This is a genomic window from Mesorhizobium mediterraneum (assembly GCF_002284565.1).
Lineage (GTDB): Bacteria > Pseudomonadota > Alphaproteobacteria > Rhizobiales > Rhizobiaceae > Mesorhizobium > Mesorhizobium mediterraneum.
Window position 1 is genome coordinate 226,536 of the sequence record NZ_NPKI01000002.1, and the last position, 14,704, is coordinate 241,239.

At 62.0% G+C, this 14,704-nt stretch carries 17 protein-coding genes and 1 pseudogene; 7 read left to right on the plus strand and 11 right to left on the minus strand.

The annotated features are described in order from the left end of the window. Positions 1–663 precede the first annotated feature (663 nt). A complete protein-coding gene (locus tag CIT25_RS01715; protein ID WP_095482835.1) occupies positions 664–2,859 on the plus strand; it encodes a tetratricopeptide repeat protein in 2,196 nt (731 codons plus the stop codon). A gap of 11 nt (positions 2,860–2,870) precedes the next feature. Here CIT25_RS01715 and CIT25_RS01720 read toward each other — a convergent pair whose 3' ends face one another. The 4 genes from CIT25_RS01720 to CIT25_RS01735 form a co-directional block, all read right to left on the minus strand. Then, the gene (locus CIT25_RS01720) at positions 2,871–3,389 is read right to left on the minus strand and encodes a YHS domain-containing (seleno)protein (RefSeq protein WP_127204159.1); all 519 of its coding nucleotides are present in this window, start codon (positions 3,387–3,389) and stop codon (positions 2,871–2,873) included. Positions 3,390–3,402: 13 nt separating this feature from the next. After that, positions 3,403–3,993, minus strand: coding sequence for an ankyrin repeat domain-containing protein (locus CIT25_RS01725; protein ID WP_095482864.1), 591 nt, complete (start codon positions 3,991–3,993; stop codon positions 3,403–3,405). A 235-nt stretch (positions 3,994–4,228) separates the two neighbouring features. After that, on the minus strand, positions 4,229–5,128 hold the full coding sequence (locus CIT25_RS01730) for a sigma-70 family RNA polymerase sigma factor (protein ID WP_095482836.1): 900 nt from the start codon (positions 5,126–5,128) through the stop codon (positions 4,229–4,231). Position 5,129: 1 nt separating this feature from the next. Further along, positions 5,130–5,441 carry a hypothetical protein gene (locus CIT25_RS01735; RefSeq protein WP_245329733.1) on the minus strand — a complete coding sequence of 104 codons (312 nt, stop codon included), beginning with the start codon at positions 5,439–5,441 and terminating at the stop codon, positions 5,130–5,132. Between the two features lie 148 nt (positions 5,442–5,589). Here CIT25_RS01735 and CIT25_RS01740 point away from each other — a divergent pair, with 148 nt between their 5' ends. Beyond that, entirely contained in the window at positions 5,590–6,078 is a 489-nt protein-coding gene (locus CIT25_RS01740) for a VOC family protein (RefSeq protein WP_245329734.1), read from the plus strand. On the opposite strand, the gene CIT25_RS01745 is transcribed toward CIT25_RS01740, so the two are convergent. Next, positions 6,039–6,776 (minus strand): cation efflux transmembrane domain-containing protein, encoded by a 738-nt coding sequence (locus CIT25_RS01745; protein WP_095482837.1) that lies wholly within the window; start codon positions 6,774–6,776, stop codon positions 6,039–6,041. The two genes, CIT25_RS01740 and CIT25_RS01745, sit on opposite strands and share 40 nt — an antisense overlap. A 65-nt stretch (positions 6,777–6,841) precedes the next feature. Between CIT25_RS01745 and CIT25_RS01750 the strand changes: the two genes are divergently transcribed. Then, a complete protein-coding gene (locus tag CIT25_RS01750; RefSeq protein ID WP_095482838.1) occupies positions 6,842–7,267 on the plus strand; it encodes a MerR family transcriptional regulator in 426 nt (141 codons plus the stop codon). A 105-nt stretch (positions 7,268–7,372) separates the two neighbouring features. On the opposite strand, the gene CIT25_RS01755 is transcribed toward CIT25_RS01750, so the two are convergent. Further along, positions 7,373–8,077: an SDR family oxidoreductase gene (locus tag CIT25_RS01755; RefSeq protein ID WP_095482839.1), complete on the minus strand. Its 705-nt coding sequence runs from the start codon at positions 8,075–8,077 to the stop codon at positions 7,373–7,375. 128 nt (positions 8,078–8,205) lie between these two features. On the opposite strand from CIT25_RS01755, the gene gcvA reads away from it, so the two are divergent. Then, positions 8,206–9,111, plus strand: coding sequence for a transcriptional regulator GcvA (gene gcvA, locus CIT25_RS01760; protein ID WP_095482840.1), 906 nt, complete (start codon positions 8,206–8,208; stop codon positions 9,109–9,111). A gap of 222 nt (positions 9,112–9,333) precedes the next feature. On the opposite strand, the gene CIT25_RS01765 is transcribed toward gcvA, so the two are convergent. Genes CIT25_RS01765 through CIT25_RS01775 form a run of 3 tightly spaced genes read right to left on the minus strand, consistent with a single transcriptional unit; the run spans position 9,334 to position 11,396 of the window. Beyond that, positions 9,334–10,044, minus strand: coding sequence for a HoxN/HupN/NixA family nickel/cobalt transporter (locus CIT25_RS01765; RefSeq protein ID WP_095482841.1), 711 nt, complete (start codon positions 10,042–10,044; stop codon positions 9,334–9,336). A gap of 39 nt (positions 10,045–10,083) precedes the next feature. After that, on the minus strand, positions 10,084–11,121 hold the full coding sequence (locus CIT25_RS01770) for a cation diffusion facilitator family transporter (RefSeq protein WP_425351723.1): 1,038 nt from the start codon (positions 11,119–11,121) through the stop codon (positions 10,084–10,086). Beyond that, the gene (locus CIT25_RS01775) at positions 11,118–11,396 is read right to left on the minus strand and encodes a metal-sensing transcriptional repressor (RefSeq protein WP_095482843.1); all 279 of its coding nucleotides are present in this window, start codon (positions 11,394–11,396) and stop codon (positions 11,118–11,120) included. The genes CIT25_RS01770 and CIT25_RS01775 overlap by 4 nt, the downstream gene beginning before the upstream one ends. Before the next feature lie 287 nt (positions 11,397–11,683). Between CIT25_RS01775 and CIT25_RS01780 the strand changes: the two genes are divergently transcribed. Then, positions 11,684–11,905 carry a hypothetical protein gene (locus CIT25_RS01780; protein WP_095482866.1) on the plus strand — a complete coding sequence of 74 codons (222 nt, stop codon included), beginning with the start codon at positions 11,684–11,686 and terminating at the stop codon, positions 11,903–11,905. A gap of 201 nt (positions 11,906–12,106) precedes the next feature. Here the strand turns inward: CIT25_RS01780 and CIT25_RS37340 are convergent, their stop codons facing one another. Both CIT25_RS37340 and CIT25_RS37345 read right to left on the minus strand, forming a co-directional pair. Further along, positions 12,107–12,463, minus strand: a complete 357-nt coding sequence (locus CIT25_RS37340; protein ID WP_245329735.1) for an FAD-dependent oxidoreductase — start codon at positions 12,461–12,463, stop codon at positions 12,107–12,109. Between the two features lie 104 nt (positions 12,464–12,567). Next, a pseudogene (locus tag CIT25_RS37345) lies at positions 12,568–13,008 on the minus strand (NAD(P)/FAD-dependent oxidoreductase); the annotation flags it as partial. Between the two features lie 134 nt (positions 13,009–13,142). Between CIT25_RS37345 and CIT25_RS01790 the strand changes: the two are divergent. Both CIT25_RS01790 and CIT25_RS01795 read left to right on the plus strand, forming a co-directional pair. Then, positions 13,143–13,793: a GntR family transcriptional regulator gene (locus CIT25_RS01790; protein ID WP_095482867.1), complete on the plus strand. Its 651-nt coding sequence runs from the start codon at positions 13,143–13,145 to the stop codon at positions 13,791–13,793. 2 nt (positions 13,794–13,795) lie between these two features. Beyond that, on the plus strand, positions 13,796–14,590 hold the full coding sequence (locus CIT25_RS01795) for a pseudouridine synthase (RefSeq protein WP_095482844.1): 795 nt from the start codon (positions 13,796–13,798) through the stop codon (positions 14,588–14,590). Positions 14,591–14,704: the final 114 nt, after the last annotated feature.

Sequence of the window (14,704 nt, forward strand, 5' to 3'; positions counted from 1 at the left end):
TGCTGCCTGTCCCGCCATCTGCCCTTCCCTGTCAATGACCATGGAATGGGAATCCCAGCCTTTCGTGCAAAACGGGCTGTGACTCATATGTGGGAACGTATAGGACCCCGCCCGATTGCAACAGGTTAGCCGAATCCGGTTGATGGTCACAACTGCTGACGTATATCCGGCTTCTTGATGCGGCTGGATGTTCAGCGCCGTGAGCCTCGATGGGTTTTTGCCCGCATCCATCTCAACGGCCCAGACATCGACATCGCCGAAGCCGTGCCGGGTCCACACAAGGTTCGGGACACGGCGGGGCGAGGAACGTCTCGATTGGGCCGGAAGCGGACGGTCGGCTTTCAGCCGTTAAAGGGGTGGAAGCGGACATTCAGGACCTTGGGGAGCATCGACGCGATCTGACCCATTCCGGTCATTCCCAGAGCATTTCGGCGTCTCCAAAGCGGACACTCAGCCAAGCCGGCGCTGATGACCTAAGCGGACATCTTGTCGAGAGAGCTTTCCGTTCAGAACTCTCGTGGATGGAAGGACCGGCGCGTTGCGTATGCCGAGTAACCCCGCCATCCGCTAGCTATAGCTAAAGCACGCTCGCGTCCGAAGCAGGACTAGAATAGGGTGAAAGGTAAAGCCGCTACGACCGACCAGGGAAGGCGCACGGCACGTATGGACCGACGGCTTACCGCAATACTTGCTGCCGACGTGGTTGGCTACAGCCGCCTCATGGGCGAGGACGAGGTAGGCACGCTCGAGGGACTGAAGAGCTGCCGTCGCGAACTGATCAACCCCGAGATCAAGAAGCACCACGGCCGCATGATCAAGCTCATGGGCGACGGCGCGCTCGTCGAGTTCGCCAGCGTCGTCGATGCCGTCCAGTGTGCTGCTGTAATCCAGCGCCGGATGGCCGACCGCAACAAGGGCATCGCCGAAGCCCGGCAAATCCGGTTTCGCATTGGTGTCAATCTCGGTGATATCATCGTTGAGGGTGACGATATCTACGGCGACGGGGTAAACATTGCCGCCCGTCTGCAGGCGATCGCAGAGCCCGGCGGAATTTGCATCTCCGGCACGGCGTTCGATCACGCAGCGCACAAAGTGGATGTCGGCTTTGCGGATCTCGGAGGGCAGCGCCTCAAGAATATCGCCGATCCGGTTCGCGCCTATCGGGTTCTGCTCGATCCCGGAGACGCGGGGAAGATCTTAGCGGCGCCACGCCGGCCAGGTTCGCCCATCATGATTTTGGCAGGAGTAGCAGCGCTGCTCATCGTCTTGCTTGCAGGCATTTTTGCATGGCAATGGCAAAAGCTCTCCGCGCTCGAAAAGCCATCCATTGCAGTACTGCCGTTTACGAACCTGAGCGGCGATCCTGGCCAGGACTATTTTGCCGACGGCATCACCGAAGATTTGATCACCGACCTTGCGAAGCTTTCCGGGCTCGATGTGATCGCCCGTAACTCCGTCTTTGCCTACAAAGGAAAACCCCTCGTTTTGGCAGATGTTGGGCGTGACCTTGGCGTGCAATTTGTCGTTGACGGCAGCGTGAGGCGGACCGGCGATCAAATCCGCCTCAACGCGCAACTCATCGATATCGCCACTGGCGACAATCTATGGGCTAATCGGTTCAATCGCGGCATCGCGGACGTGTTTGCAGTCCAGGACGAGATGAGCCGGGAAATCGCCAAGGCGCTCGGCGTCCAAGCTTCGGCAGCCGAGAGCGAGCGAATGGCACGCCCGCCGACTGCAAATCTCGAAGCCTATGATACCTACCTCCGTGCGGAGCGGGAGGCGCGCACCGGTCGAGGCGACGGATTGCGCGAGGCGCTTGCGCTGTATGAGAAGGCGCAGAAGCTCGACCCCACCTTCGCCGAGGCCTTCGCCGCCGACGCACGGCTGAGTGTCTATCTTTGGCGCACTGCCTCCGATGATATCATTCAGAGCGCGCTTGCGCGAAAGAGAGCATATGAGAAGGCAAGCCGTGCTTTGGAGCTCGATTCGGAGTTTTCATCGCCCTACGCCGTTCTCGGGGTTATGCAGGTCATGGATCGCCGCTATGAAGATGCGATCACCTCGGCGGAGCGTGCTGTCGCATTAGGCTCCGGAGACGCTGCGACGCAAATTGCCGTTGGTTATATCCAGCTGTTCGCCGGCAACCATAACAAAGCGGCTTTGGCGGTCGAGACGGCATTGAAGCTTGATCCCAATCTGGCTCCGATAGACCGGGAGGTTGTCGGGGTTGTCTTGCTTTTGCTCGGGGACACCAGGAAAGCCATTGAGACTCTCGAGCGCGCTCGCGACGATGCTCCAGAGGCGGGCAGCCTTAGGATTCTGCTCGCAGCGGCCTATTCCCGCGCCGGCCGCACAGAGGACGCCAAAGCGGCGATTGCGGACGGCCTCCGGCTGGTGACGAAGACCGAATCCTTGGCTCGACTGCGATCGTTGGACGCGTTTCGGAATCACTATGCCCATCTTCGCAACGCTGAAGATTTGGCGCCGATCATCGACGCCCTACGCCTGGCAGGACTTCCCGAATGGCCGTTCGGCTTCACCGCCGATGAACAGGACCGGTTGAACGGCGCGGAAATCGCATCTCTTGTTGTTGGCAAGACCTTGAAAGGCAACATCGAACCCGACGGGCTTCCAGCCATTATGCAGATAGAACAGGACGGCACGGCAGTCTTCCGCACGATGACACGAATGCTCACCGAGAGGGTCTACGTCGATCGCGACCTCTTATGTGAGCATAGCGAAAATATGTTTGGGCGCCCCATCTGTGGTCCCGTCTACAGACGCAGGGACGCTGCCGGCAACGGGTATTCTTATGTCAATGCAGGTATGGTGTTTCACTTCGTGACAGTGAATTGAGCTCGCAAGACTCAGGGGTTATTGATCAAGTTCCAATCCGGCTCATCGACTGCCAACTTTGCTTCGACGACCGGCCATTTTGCATCGCCCTTCGGAACAAGATCATCGGCATTGTCCGCAAAGGCGGCCGCGTTCCCTTCGTCGTAGATCAGGTAGAGCTTGCCATCGATGATCTTGAACGCTTCCGGATCGACATTGACGGTGACGGATTCATGGAGCGCGACCTCGCCCGCGCAGTAACCACCGTATTGAGGAGCGTATTTGGCAGGTTCGCTCATGAACATTTCCTTGTGTTCCTTGCTGGCGAAATGCCACGGCGTGCCAAGCCACTCATAGGAAAAATCTTCGGAACCCTTCACGGCCTTGCCATCGGTGAAATAAGCGACCGTGTCGTAGCCCATGATCGCCACTCCGCCGAAGTAGCCGGTATTCACCGAGTCGGCGAAGGCAGAGCCTGCACCGGCCATCAAGGTGAGCGCACATACGACTGCCGACGCCGAATTGGGAACCAGTCTGATCGATATGTTCATCTGCGTTCTCCGTTCAATCGTGGATAGCTTCGCACTTCGCAGCGTTCGCTTCGCCAAGGACTTTCGCCTGGCACGTCGCGCCATGCCGTTTGAATAGTTTTATGATGTCGGTATTGCCCTTCCAGAACGCGCGGGTGGTCGGCCAGTAGCCGTGAGCTTCAGGATGGTTCACATCCGCGCCTTTGCCGATGAGGAACTCTGCCAGTTCAACGTGGTTTTCCTCACCCGCTACTATCAACGGTGTGACCCCAGACTTGTTAGCCGAGTCTTCGAGAACCGCCCCCTGTTCGAGCAACAGCTTGGCGATTGGGAGGCTTCCAGAAAAGGCAGCCGCGTGGAGGGGGGTAAACCCACCGGAATTGCGCGCCATGACGTCGGCGCCCTTGCTCAGCAGGAATTCCGCAATGGGAAGCTGATCGTCGAGAGCAGCAGCGATGAGGAGCGTTGCCTGGTCGCGTGCGCGGCTGTCGACGTCGGCACCGCCTGCCAAGGCTTGCTCCACGGCACTCTTGTCGCCGGCAGCGATGGAGTCGAACAACGGCTCACCTGCGACTACTCTTGTAGCCGCCAATACCAGCATAGTAAGTGCCAGCAGTCCGCGCATCGTGTAAAATAGCATATTAGCTTCGAGTCATACAAGCTGCATTGGGCTCATCGGGGCAGATGCCGGCGGACAGCGCGGCCGGATGTCCGCTTTAAGCTCCACCGGGGAAGTCGCCTCCGGGTCACGGCGGAAGGTTCCACCCGCGACCGCAGGCTGTGTCAAATGCCACCTCGATAAATAGGGCAGCCGGTGGCGCAACCTTGGCCATGTCGCCTTCGCTATTCCAGCCCTCCCCTCACCCCTCCACCGCGCTGATCTCCGCATCGACCAGGCACCAGGACGCGTAGCGGAAGTCGCGGATCTGGACGACCTGCTCGTCCCGCCATTCGACCAGCATGAAGCCGCGCACGGCGCCGTCCGGCTCCCCAGGGTTGCGGATCAGGATCGCCGGCCTGCCGTCGACGAAGCCCAGCGACAGCGCCCAGTCGGTCACGCGGTCGTAATTGCCGAAATAGGTCGACACTTCGGCCTTGCCGCGCAGGCGGAGGCGGTTGACGACTTCGAGCTGGATATCTTCGGCGATCAGCGCCCTGACCGCGTCGAAGTCACGTGCGTTGAACAGATCGACATAACGGCGCAGCCGCCGCTCGTCGTCGGCGTCGAGCCGGGGCGCGGCGACCTGCTCCGGCTCGGCTGCAAGCAAGCGCAGCTGCGCCCGCCCGCGATGCAGCGTCGCCTTGGTCGCGGCGAGCGTTGCGCCGGTCACCTCGCAGGTCTCGTGCAGCGAAAGGCCAAGCACGTCGACCAGGATCACGGCGCCGCGCCGCGCCACCGAAAGCTGCATGAAGCTGCGCAGGCCGGCCGCCGCGGCGATCCTACTGTCGGCGCTGCCGGAGGGATCCTCGATCGTGGTCATGTCGGCCTCGGTGATGCGCGACCTTTCCCGGTGGCGCCGGCGCAGATGGTCCTGCGCGGCATTGTGGGCGATGCGAAACAGCCATTGCTCGGGCCGTTCGACCGTCATGCTGCCGTCGACCGCCTGCAGTGCCTTCACCAGCGTGTCCTGCACGATGTCCTCGCCGTCGATGACCGAGCCGGCCATGCGGGCGCAGTAGCGGTGCAGCCTCGGGCGAAGCTCGGAGAGCATCGCCTCCAGCGCCGGCCGGTCGAGTTTCCGTGGAATCGTGGCGTCCATTCTATCCGGCTTTGCCGCCCTCGAGGACATGGTAGTTGCCGATGATTCTGGCAGGCGATCGCTTGACCGGCGTAGAACGCCGCTCCGCATGGTTTTGCGTGAACGCCTCGAAGGCCGCAAGCCCGGTCAGCGCGGATGTGTCATTTCCCTCGCCGACGACGTGGATGAATTCGCCGTCGTCGAGTTCGAGCACAAGATAGCGCACGCTCTGCGGCGCCGTCTCATTCAGCGCCTCGAACACTTTTGCCACCAGCGCTCGGTTCTCTTCAAGCCCGGTGTCTTTCACGCCGTAGCGAATGAGTTTGTAGCCCATTGTTCGTCTCCTGATTGGTTGACCTGAGCAGAAGACGTTTCGCGTTCCCGAAAAGATTCTCGGCTCGGCATGAATCTTTTCGGCCGCCCGGATCGTCTTCCACCTGTGAACCGCTACGCAGCACCATCAAGGAGCAGGAGAGACGACCATGCACATCCAGTTTGCTGAACTGCCGGTGTTCGACCAGGACCGCGCCAAGGCGTTCTACATCAGGCATCTCGCCTGCCAGGTCGCAGCCGACGAGAAGATGGGCGATAGCGGCTGGCGCTGGATCGAGCTGACATTTCCCGGCGCTGTCACCAACCTGCATTTCGTGAGGCGCGCCGACGACACGGCAGGCGCGGAGCCCGTGCTGGTGCTGGTCGACGAGAATGTCGAGGCCACGATCGCCGCTTTGAAGGCTGGCGGCGTCGAGATCATCACCGAACCGCAGGAGGCGCCCTGGCAGCCAGGCCGCACGGTGGCGGAATTTCGCGACAGCGAGGGCAACCCGCATGGTGGTCGCCAGCCAATAAGCGACCGGCCGGAGAGCGAGCCTCTGAATTCTGACGCGGCCATTTGGACGGCTGGAGAGGGTGGTGAGTGGACGATGGCCTGTCATTCTGCAGCAACCCGACCAGGGCGCTGTCCTTCGTGATACTCGCGCCACGCCTGTCGCAGGATTTGCACTGAAGACGTGAGGAAGATGCCTGCCATCAGTGCCGCCACCGCCAGATCGGGCCATGCCGTCGATGTGCCCCACACACCCAATGCCGCTGCCATAACCACAACGTTTCCGATCGCATCATTGCGGGAGCAAAGCCAGACCGATCGCACATTCGCGTCGCCGTCCTTGTAGCGTCGGAGCAGGAGCACGGAACCAAGGTTTGCCGCTAGCGCAAGAAAGCCGATCGCACCCATTACCTCAGCGCTCGGAAGTCCAAGGACAAGGGTCTGATAGACGGTGGAGCCAAAGACCCAGACAGCCATAACGGAAAGCGAGAGGCCCTTGAACAGGGCGGCCGTCGCTCGTGTGCGCAGGCTTGCCCCGATCACGGCGAGGCTCAACCCGTAGGTGATGGTATCGGCGAAAAAATCTAGTGCATCCGCCTTCAACGCCTGCGAGCCCGCAAGCTGACCGGCCACCATCTCCGTCAGGAACATCGCCCCATTGATGCCGATGACTGTCCAGAGCATGCGCTTGTAGCGCGGGTCCATACCGTCAAAGATTGGCACGCGCCCAGAGCAGCAAGCCTTTTCGACCTCGTTGCGAGCGGCCGTCGTGCTCACTGGAAAGACCAACGGCGTCGGGACGCAGCAAGCGTTCGTTTCGTGATTGCAGCAATGGTCAGCCATGCGGCGCCTCCTTTTGTGCAGGCACCGTAGTCCCTATAGTGACTAGAGGTTCAAGAGGCTTTTTCATGGATTTTTCGATTGGCGAACTCGCGCGGCGCACCGAAGTGAAGGTGCCGACCATCCGCTACTATGAACAGATCGGCCTGTTGCCGCCGCCGCCTCGCACCGAAGGGCAGCAAAGGCGCTATGGCAAAAACGCCACGGCGCGACTTGCGTTCATCAAGCATGCGCGTGAACTTGGCTTCGATATCGAGGCAATCCGTGCGCTTCTGTCGCTGCAGGACAACCCAGATCAATCTTGCAGTGTTGCCGACAGGATCGCAAAAGCACGCCTTGCTGAAGTCGAGGAACGCATTGCCAGCCTCAACGCTCTACGAACGGAATTGCAGCGGATGGTCAAGGAATGCGCCTCTGGCCGGGTGGCTGAATGCCGCGTCATTGATACTTTGGCCGACAGTAGTCACGGGCATGGCCGCTTAGTTGAGACCTGATTGAGTGCAGTCTGCAAAGGGTCGATTCCGGCCGGTGGATACGGGCCGCTTGTAGCGTCATTTTGCCCCCTGCCGTAATGCCCCAGCCACGGCGTCGAGGCGGCGTCAGATCGCACGGATGATGCCACCATCGACGCGAATGTTCTGACCGGTAATGTATCCGGCCCCTTCGGAGGCGAGGAAGGCAATCGTCGCGGCGATTTCATCGCTGGTGCCATAACGCTGCATCGGCACGCTGTCGCGGCGCTCCTCGGTGGCGGGAAGGCTGTCGATCCAGCCGGGAAGGACGTTGTTCATGCGAACGTTGTCGGCGGCATATGTGTTGGCGAAGATCTTGGTGTAAGCGGCAAGCCCCGCCCGGAACACGGCCGAGGTCGGGAACATCGGGCTCGGTTCGACAACCCATGCCGTCGAGATGTTGATGATGGCGCCGGCTTTCTGCTTGACCATGTGCGGCGCGACGATGCGCGTCGGCCGGACGACGTTCATCAGGTAGATGTCGAGGCCGGTATGCCATTGGTCGTCGGTGATTTCGAGGATCGGCGCTCGTGGCCCATGACCTCCACTATTGACCAGGACATCTATGTGACCCCAGCGATCGAGCGTGAGATCCACGAGACGCTGCAGATCGTCGTTCGACTGGTTGGAGCCGGTCACGCCAAGCCCGCCAAGCTCCGTGGCCAACGCCTCGCCCTTGCCGGATGAGGACAGGATGGCGACCTTGAAGCCATCCCCCGCCAGACGCTTTGCAGCCGCAGCGCCCATGCCGCTGCCACCGGCAACGACAACAGCTACTTTTTCTACACTCATCGTAATCTTCCTTCTCGGGTGACAGGAATCTGAAAGCGATGTCTTCGAGGCTGAAGTAGTGATATAACCAGTTCTCCCGGCTGGTTCGAACCAGAAAGTCTGAAATCAACCTGTAGAAAAACTCCTGGATGCCCGAAGCCTTCCATAGCTTGCCGGCGCTCAATGCGCTTCGCGCCTTCGAAGCGTCCGCGCGCCATCTCAACTTCCGCATCGCAGCCGAAGAGCTGAACGTGACGCAGGGTGCTGTGGCGCAGCATATCCGCGGGCTGGAGGCCGATCTGGGGGTAAAGCTGTTCGAGCGACTGCCGCGCGGCCTCGCGCTCACGAGTGAGGGTCGCGCCTATGTGCCGAACATTCGCCGTGCCTTCGACCTGATTTCGGATGCAACCCTGCTGCTGCGCCCCGAGCCGGCCCGGCTGACGATCAGTGTGACCCCGAGCTTTGCCACCAAGTGGCTGATCCCGAAACTGCCGGAGTTCGTGGCGCACAACCCGCTTGTCGACCTGCGAATTCTGGCCAGCGAAAGCCTGTCGAGCTTCCAGGCCGACGGCGTCGACATCGCGGTCAGGCAAGGTCGCCCGCCCTTCGGCGCCGGCCTTCTCGTCGATCTCTTGTTTCCGCAACAGATCATCGCCGTGTGCTGCCCCTCCTTGCTGCCTGCTGGCGCGAGCGAAATCGCGCCGGCAGAAATCAAGGATCATGTGCTGCTCCACGATGCGCACAATCTGTGGCCGGAATTCATGGAAAAGGCCGTCGGCCTGAAGATGACGACGCAGGTAAGACGCATACGCTTCAATCAGACCGCCCTCGCGATAGAAGCTGCCGTCGCGGGCCAGGGCATCGCGCTTGCCAGCCGCTTTCTCGTCGCGGCCGATCTCGCCGCCGGCCGGCTGGTCCAGCCTCTCGGGGTGGAGATGCGCGGCACGCAGGATTTCTACGTCGTGGTTCCACGCAAGCAGCGACACCCCGAGCCGACGCAAGCCGTTCGGCAATGGCTGCTGAACGAGGGCGATGAGACACGGCTGTCGTCGTGAACACCAAGCCCCGATGTTCGAGAGACGCGCCTGACACGGCTCGCCCATGCCGAACCTCAGGTCTAAACGTCATGGCGCCGACAATCCTGCGTCGAACCGGCTGCGCGCCCGACATCGTGGCGCGGAGACATCACATGATCCGGAAAAGTTCCATCAAACAAGGAGATAGAGACCTATCTTGATCCTATTGTGCGGATCAAGCGCCTTGACACCTGAGCACGATCAGGAACCGGACATGATCTGCCAGACGGCAACGCCCGCAAGCGCTAGCCCGGCAACGCCTTCGAGGATTCGGGAAATGGTTTCGAGTGGCTTGCCGGCGAAGAAATCCACCAGACGTTTCCGAAACAGGATCGACAACACCGCGACGCAGGACAGCGTCAGCGCCACACCGACCATCATGGTGATCGCGAAGAGAATGCCGGCACCGGGAATGCCCCTGGACATCGCGAAGGTCATCACGAAAAGCGTCAGCGGGCACGGGATCAGACCTGCCATAACGCCGACTGCCTCGCCCTCATGCTTATGGTGACGGCCGTGGCTCAAAGCGCGCCAGAGCATCCAGACACCGATCAGGCCGAGCAGCCCACGACTGATATCCTCCAAAAGCGGAGCGCGGCCGACACTGCCCAAGGCGATGGAAACCAGTGGCAGCGAGAGGACCGCAATCAGAACGGCAATCATCACATGCGTGAACGACAGCGTGATCGATACGAGAAGGCCGCGCGGAACCTTTACATCCGAACCGGCAAGATATGTCGCCAGCACGGCCTTGCTATGACCCGGCGTCAGCGCATGGGCGGCGCCGAAGACGATGCCCATCGGTAGGAAAGACATGAACGCCAGCCAGTCGCCTCCCACCGAGAGCAGTTTGATCTGCGCGCCGACCGCCAGATAGATCGTTCGTTGGAACTCGATAAGGATTTGGAACATCAGCCGAGGGTAACAGAAACGAGCCGGTCGGAGCGACCGTTAGTGCCTGTGTTCGCTGTGACCATGCTCATGGGGATGATCCGCATCCGCTCTCGCCAATCTTATGTTGGCCGCCGCAAGCGCCGGCATGTGCTCGAACAGCTCGTCTTCCAGCGCCGTCGTGATCTTTCTCGCTTCGGAGACCGGCAGGCTTTCGTCGACGGCGATGGCAATGTCGGCGTGCAGCTTATGACCGATCCATCGCGCCCTGGCGTCGACGATGCGCACTCCCGGCACGTGCGCGGCAGCATGGTGGATTTCGCTGATGACATCAGGCTCTATGCCGTCGAGCATGCGGGTCAGCACCGAGCGGGCCGACTGCCAGACGATACCGAAGATCGCAAGTGTGATCAGCAGGCCGACGATCGGGTCGGCCAGCGGAAAACCGAGCCAGACGCCGAGCGCCCCGAACACCACGGCAAGGCTGGTCAGGCCGTCGGTGCGGGCATGATAGCCGTCGGCGATCAGCGCGGCGCTGTTGATTTCCCGGCCGACGCGGATGCGGAACACCGCAACGGCCTCATTGCCGAGAAAGCCGACAATGCCTGCCGCCGTCAGCCACCCAAGATGCGTCACCACGCGTGGATTTATCAAACGATCGATGGCCTGATAACCAGCGACGATGGCGCTGAACAGGATGATCCCGACGATGATGATCCCGGCCAGGTCCTCGACCCGGCCAAGGCCGTAGGGGAAGGTCGGCGACGGCTTGCGCCGGGCCAGTATGAACGCGATCCACAGCGGAATGGCGGTGGTGGCGTCGCCGATGTTGTGGATCGTGTCGGCCAGCAGCGCTACGCTGCCCGACAGCACCACCACGACCATCTGCATCGCCGCCGTGATTGCCAGGATGACGAACGACCATTTTATCGCCCAGATGCCCCGGTCCGTCGTCGTGATGGTCGCATCGATGACCCCGTGGGTGTGACCGTGCGAGCCGTGGCCGCCATGACCATGCGCCGCGTGATCGCGCGCCCCGAACCCAAACCAGTCGAGAATGCGCGCGCCGAGGCTGTTCACAGGTATTTGACTGCTCACAGGTATTTCGCCAGTTGCTTGAGTTCCGCCAGCGAGTTGCCGCCCGCTTCCGCGGTGCCCGTTTCCGCAGTATCGCTCAGGCAATGCTCGATATGATCGTGGATCAGTTCGCGCTTTGCGCTGCTGATGGCGCTTTCCACGGCATGAAGCTGCTGCGCCAGATCAACGCAAGGACGATGCGCCTCGAACATGGCCAGCACCGCCGCAAGGTGGCCTTGCGCGCGCTTCAGACGCTTCACGATATCGGGATGCGAACGGTGGATGCCTTCGGACATGCCTGCGTTCCTATCCTCCCCAGGGGGATACGGTCAATCTTTTTGCCGGTGAGGCTTCCCACTGATCGAAGAAAACCACCGGCCCGTCCAGCGACCTGCCACCCTCTTGCGGTTAGCCTGTCGGACCGGCCGGCCCGTATTATTTCGTGACCATGTCGCGCTGGAACCTTCCCTCGCACCACGCGTTCGGGGCGCTGTATTCGCCGTGCCTCATATTTAGGCAAACTTGGCGACGGGCGAATATCGGTGGGGAGGCAAGAGCATGGGTTGGGGAGGAGCATGTTGTCATGTCGAACCGAGAAATTGGAACGTCCCACACATTGGGGCTGCGCGTCGCTGATCTCAAAGCCAGGATGCAGAGCGCCCGGATTACCGAGCACGAGATGAAAACCTTTCAGAAGGTCGCCGCCGTCATGGGAGGAAGTGAAGGCTCCCTACGCCTCGATGCCGACGACCTGATTGCCGCGTCTTTCGTTGTCGAGATGCTGGACGACCCCAGGGCGAATTGACGATCGTGGCACCCCTGGCGATCAGCCAGGCACCACGTCAATCGCCAACCTCGAAAAAGAAGCGCCGTCGGCGAAGCATCTCCCCCTCGATTGGGGAGATGCCAAGTTTTGGCAAAGAGGGCAGGACAGAGGGGGCGCTGTCCCGCCAACCTTGCCATGATGTCCGGAGGCGCTCTTTCGCAACGAAGGCACGGCAGGCACTCATCGCCCCCAGCCGGGAAAGCGGTCTGGGCGCAGCCATTGCTGCGTCGGGTTGCCATCGCCGGAAAGCACCGCGTCCACCAGCCAGCGCGCCGTCGCCGGCGCGGCATGCATGCCGATCGAACCCATGCCGCCATGCACGAACAGGCCTTCGATGGCAGTCTTGCCGGCAACCGGCAGACCGTCGGAGAGCATCGGCCGGTTGCCGGGATAGACGTTGCTCACCCGCGGCGAGCCAAGACCGGGCAGCATGCGCAGCGTGCGGCTGGCGATCCGGCTCGCCATATCGGTGTTGCGAACCAAGTCGCGAAAAGCCGGCTGGACCGATGCGCCGAGCCGCGCATCGCCGCCACGCATCGGATTGAGGCAGATGGCCTCGACGGCCGGCTGGTCGTCCCGCTGAAGGCATGCGTCGCCCCCATCGGCTCCAGCGTCCAGGCGCGGCCGACGTGATAGCCGCCCGCCACCTTGAAGCCGATGCGCGGATGGTCCCGCGCGAGCTCCGCGCCGGTGACCTTCTCCATGGCGACACCGGCGGCCCGGTAGCGATCGGCGACAGTGCCGGCCGCCTCGAAGCTGGCCTCGTCTTCCGAGATGAGCAGGTGACCTATCGCCGAGAACTCGAAGGGCACCGCTCCTTGCGAAAGCTCCTCATAGATCGCCGCGCAGGCGTCGAGCATCTCGACCACTTGCGTCTGCGGGCCGCTGAGCAAGGTGCCGGTATTGCGTCCCGACGATTCGGTGGCAATCACCGCCTGTTCGAGAACGACCGTTTTGACGCCTCTGGACGCCAGCTCCCAGGCCAGCGTGCAACCGGCGATGCCACCGCCGATGACGACGGCGTCGACCGGTCTGTTGTAGGAGCCCGGTTGCTTGGCTGAGCGGCCCGATGCGAGCGACATGGAGTTTCCCCCGGCGGATATATGGATATCTGGATACTCGTATATGAGTATCCAGATATCCAGACAAGCTGCTTTCTGTTAGGCAGGGTCCAAGTGACAAAGAGAATCGAGTGAGCGGACTTGGCGAGGGCTTGATGCAGAAACCGCTTACGGTGGCCGAGCAGGTGGCGAATGTGCTGCGCGAATCGATCGCCGACGGCAGTCTGACGGCCGGCACGCCACTGCGTCAGGACGATCTTGCCGAGCGCTTCGGCTTCAGCCGCATGCCGGTTCGCGATGCGCTTCGCCAGCTCGAAGCCGAAGGCATCGTTTCGATCCATCCGACCAAGGGGGCGCATGTCGCCAGGATGGACGCTGCCGAGATCCGGGAGATCTTTGCGGTCCGCGCACTGCTCGAAAGCGAAGCGCTGCGGCTCTCGGTGCCGAACCTCGGCAAGGAGAAGCTCGACGAGGCCGGCTATGTGCTCAACCAGATCGACGCCGAGCCAAATGTCGGCCGCTGGGGAACGCTGAACCGTGCCTTTCACCTCGCCCTTTACAGCGCCTGCGGCAACGCCCGTCTTCTTGGCCTCATCGAAGCCCACCACAATGCGGCCGATCGCTACGTTCGCGTTCTCCTGTCCAACCTCAACTATCGCAGCCGCTCGCAGGCGGAGCACCGCGACCTGTTGACCACCTGCCGCCACCGCGATGCCGAGGCGGCCGTCCGCGTCTTGCGAAAGCACCTCAGCGAAGGCATGGAAACGCTTGCCAAGGCTGGAGATGGGCTAGCGGGAAAGTCCTGACCTTGCCGGAACGACGTAAGCCGCCACAACCGAGTACCGGCCGGCCACGCCCCTCGCCTGGCGCCAGTCGTCCCCGAGCAAATCCCCCCGGCGTCAGCCTTTGCCGCGCGCTGTCAAAACTCGGTCTGTGCTCGCGCAAGCAGGCCGAGATCCTGGTCGCCGAAGGCCGCGTCCGGGTCGCCGGCAAGATCGTGCGCAACGGCTCGATGCGCGTCGATCCCGGCCGCGACCGCATCGAGGTCGACGGCAGCCGCGTCGTCGCCGAGCGCAAGGTCTATCTGATGATCAACAAGCCGCGCGGCCTGGTCACCACCCGGGACGACCCGCAGGACCGCGGCACCGTCTATGACTGCCTGGCAGAACTCGACCTGCCCTTCGTGTCGCCGGTCGGCCGCCTCGACAAGGCCAGCGAAGGCCTGCTTTTGATGACCAACGACACGCGTTTCGCGCAGCGCCTGCTCGACCCCGCCTCGCACGTCGCCAAGATCTATCACGTGCAGATCGGCGCCCTGCCCGACGAGGCCATGCTGGCGCGGTTGCGTGCCGGCGCGACGGTCGATGGCGAGCTTTTGACGGCGCGGTCGATCGATGTTCTGCGCAGCGGCACCAGCACCGCCTGGCTGGAAATCACCGTTGACGAGGGCCGCAACCGCCATATCCGCCGGCTGCTCGGGGCGCATGACGTGGAGGTGCTCCGCCTCGTGCGGGTGGCGATCGGCCCCTTGCAGCTCGGCGAGCTTGCCAAGGGCAAGGCCCGCCACCTTACCGCCGAAGAGCTGGCGCTGTTTCAGGGCTGAGCGAAGACGCCTCGCTCTTCCTTCTCCCCTTGCGAGGGCTTTGCACGGGGAGCGAAGTGGATTTCGGTGGTCAGTGAGGGCCTTTTTGAAGGCCGGCAGAGCGGTTTTCCGCGG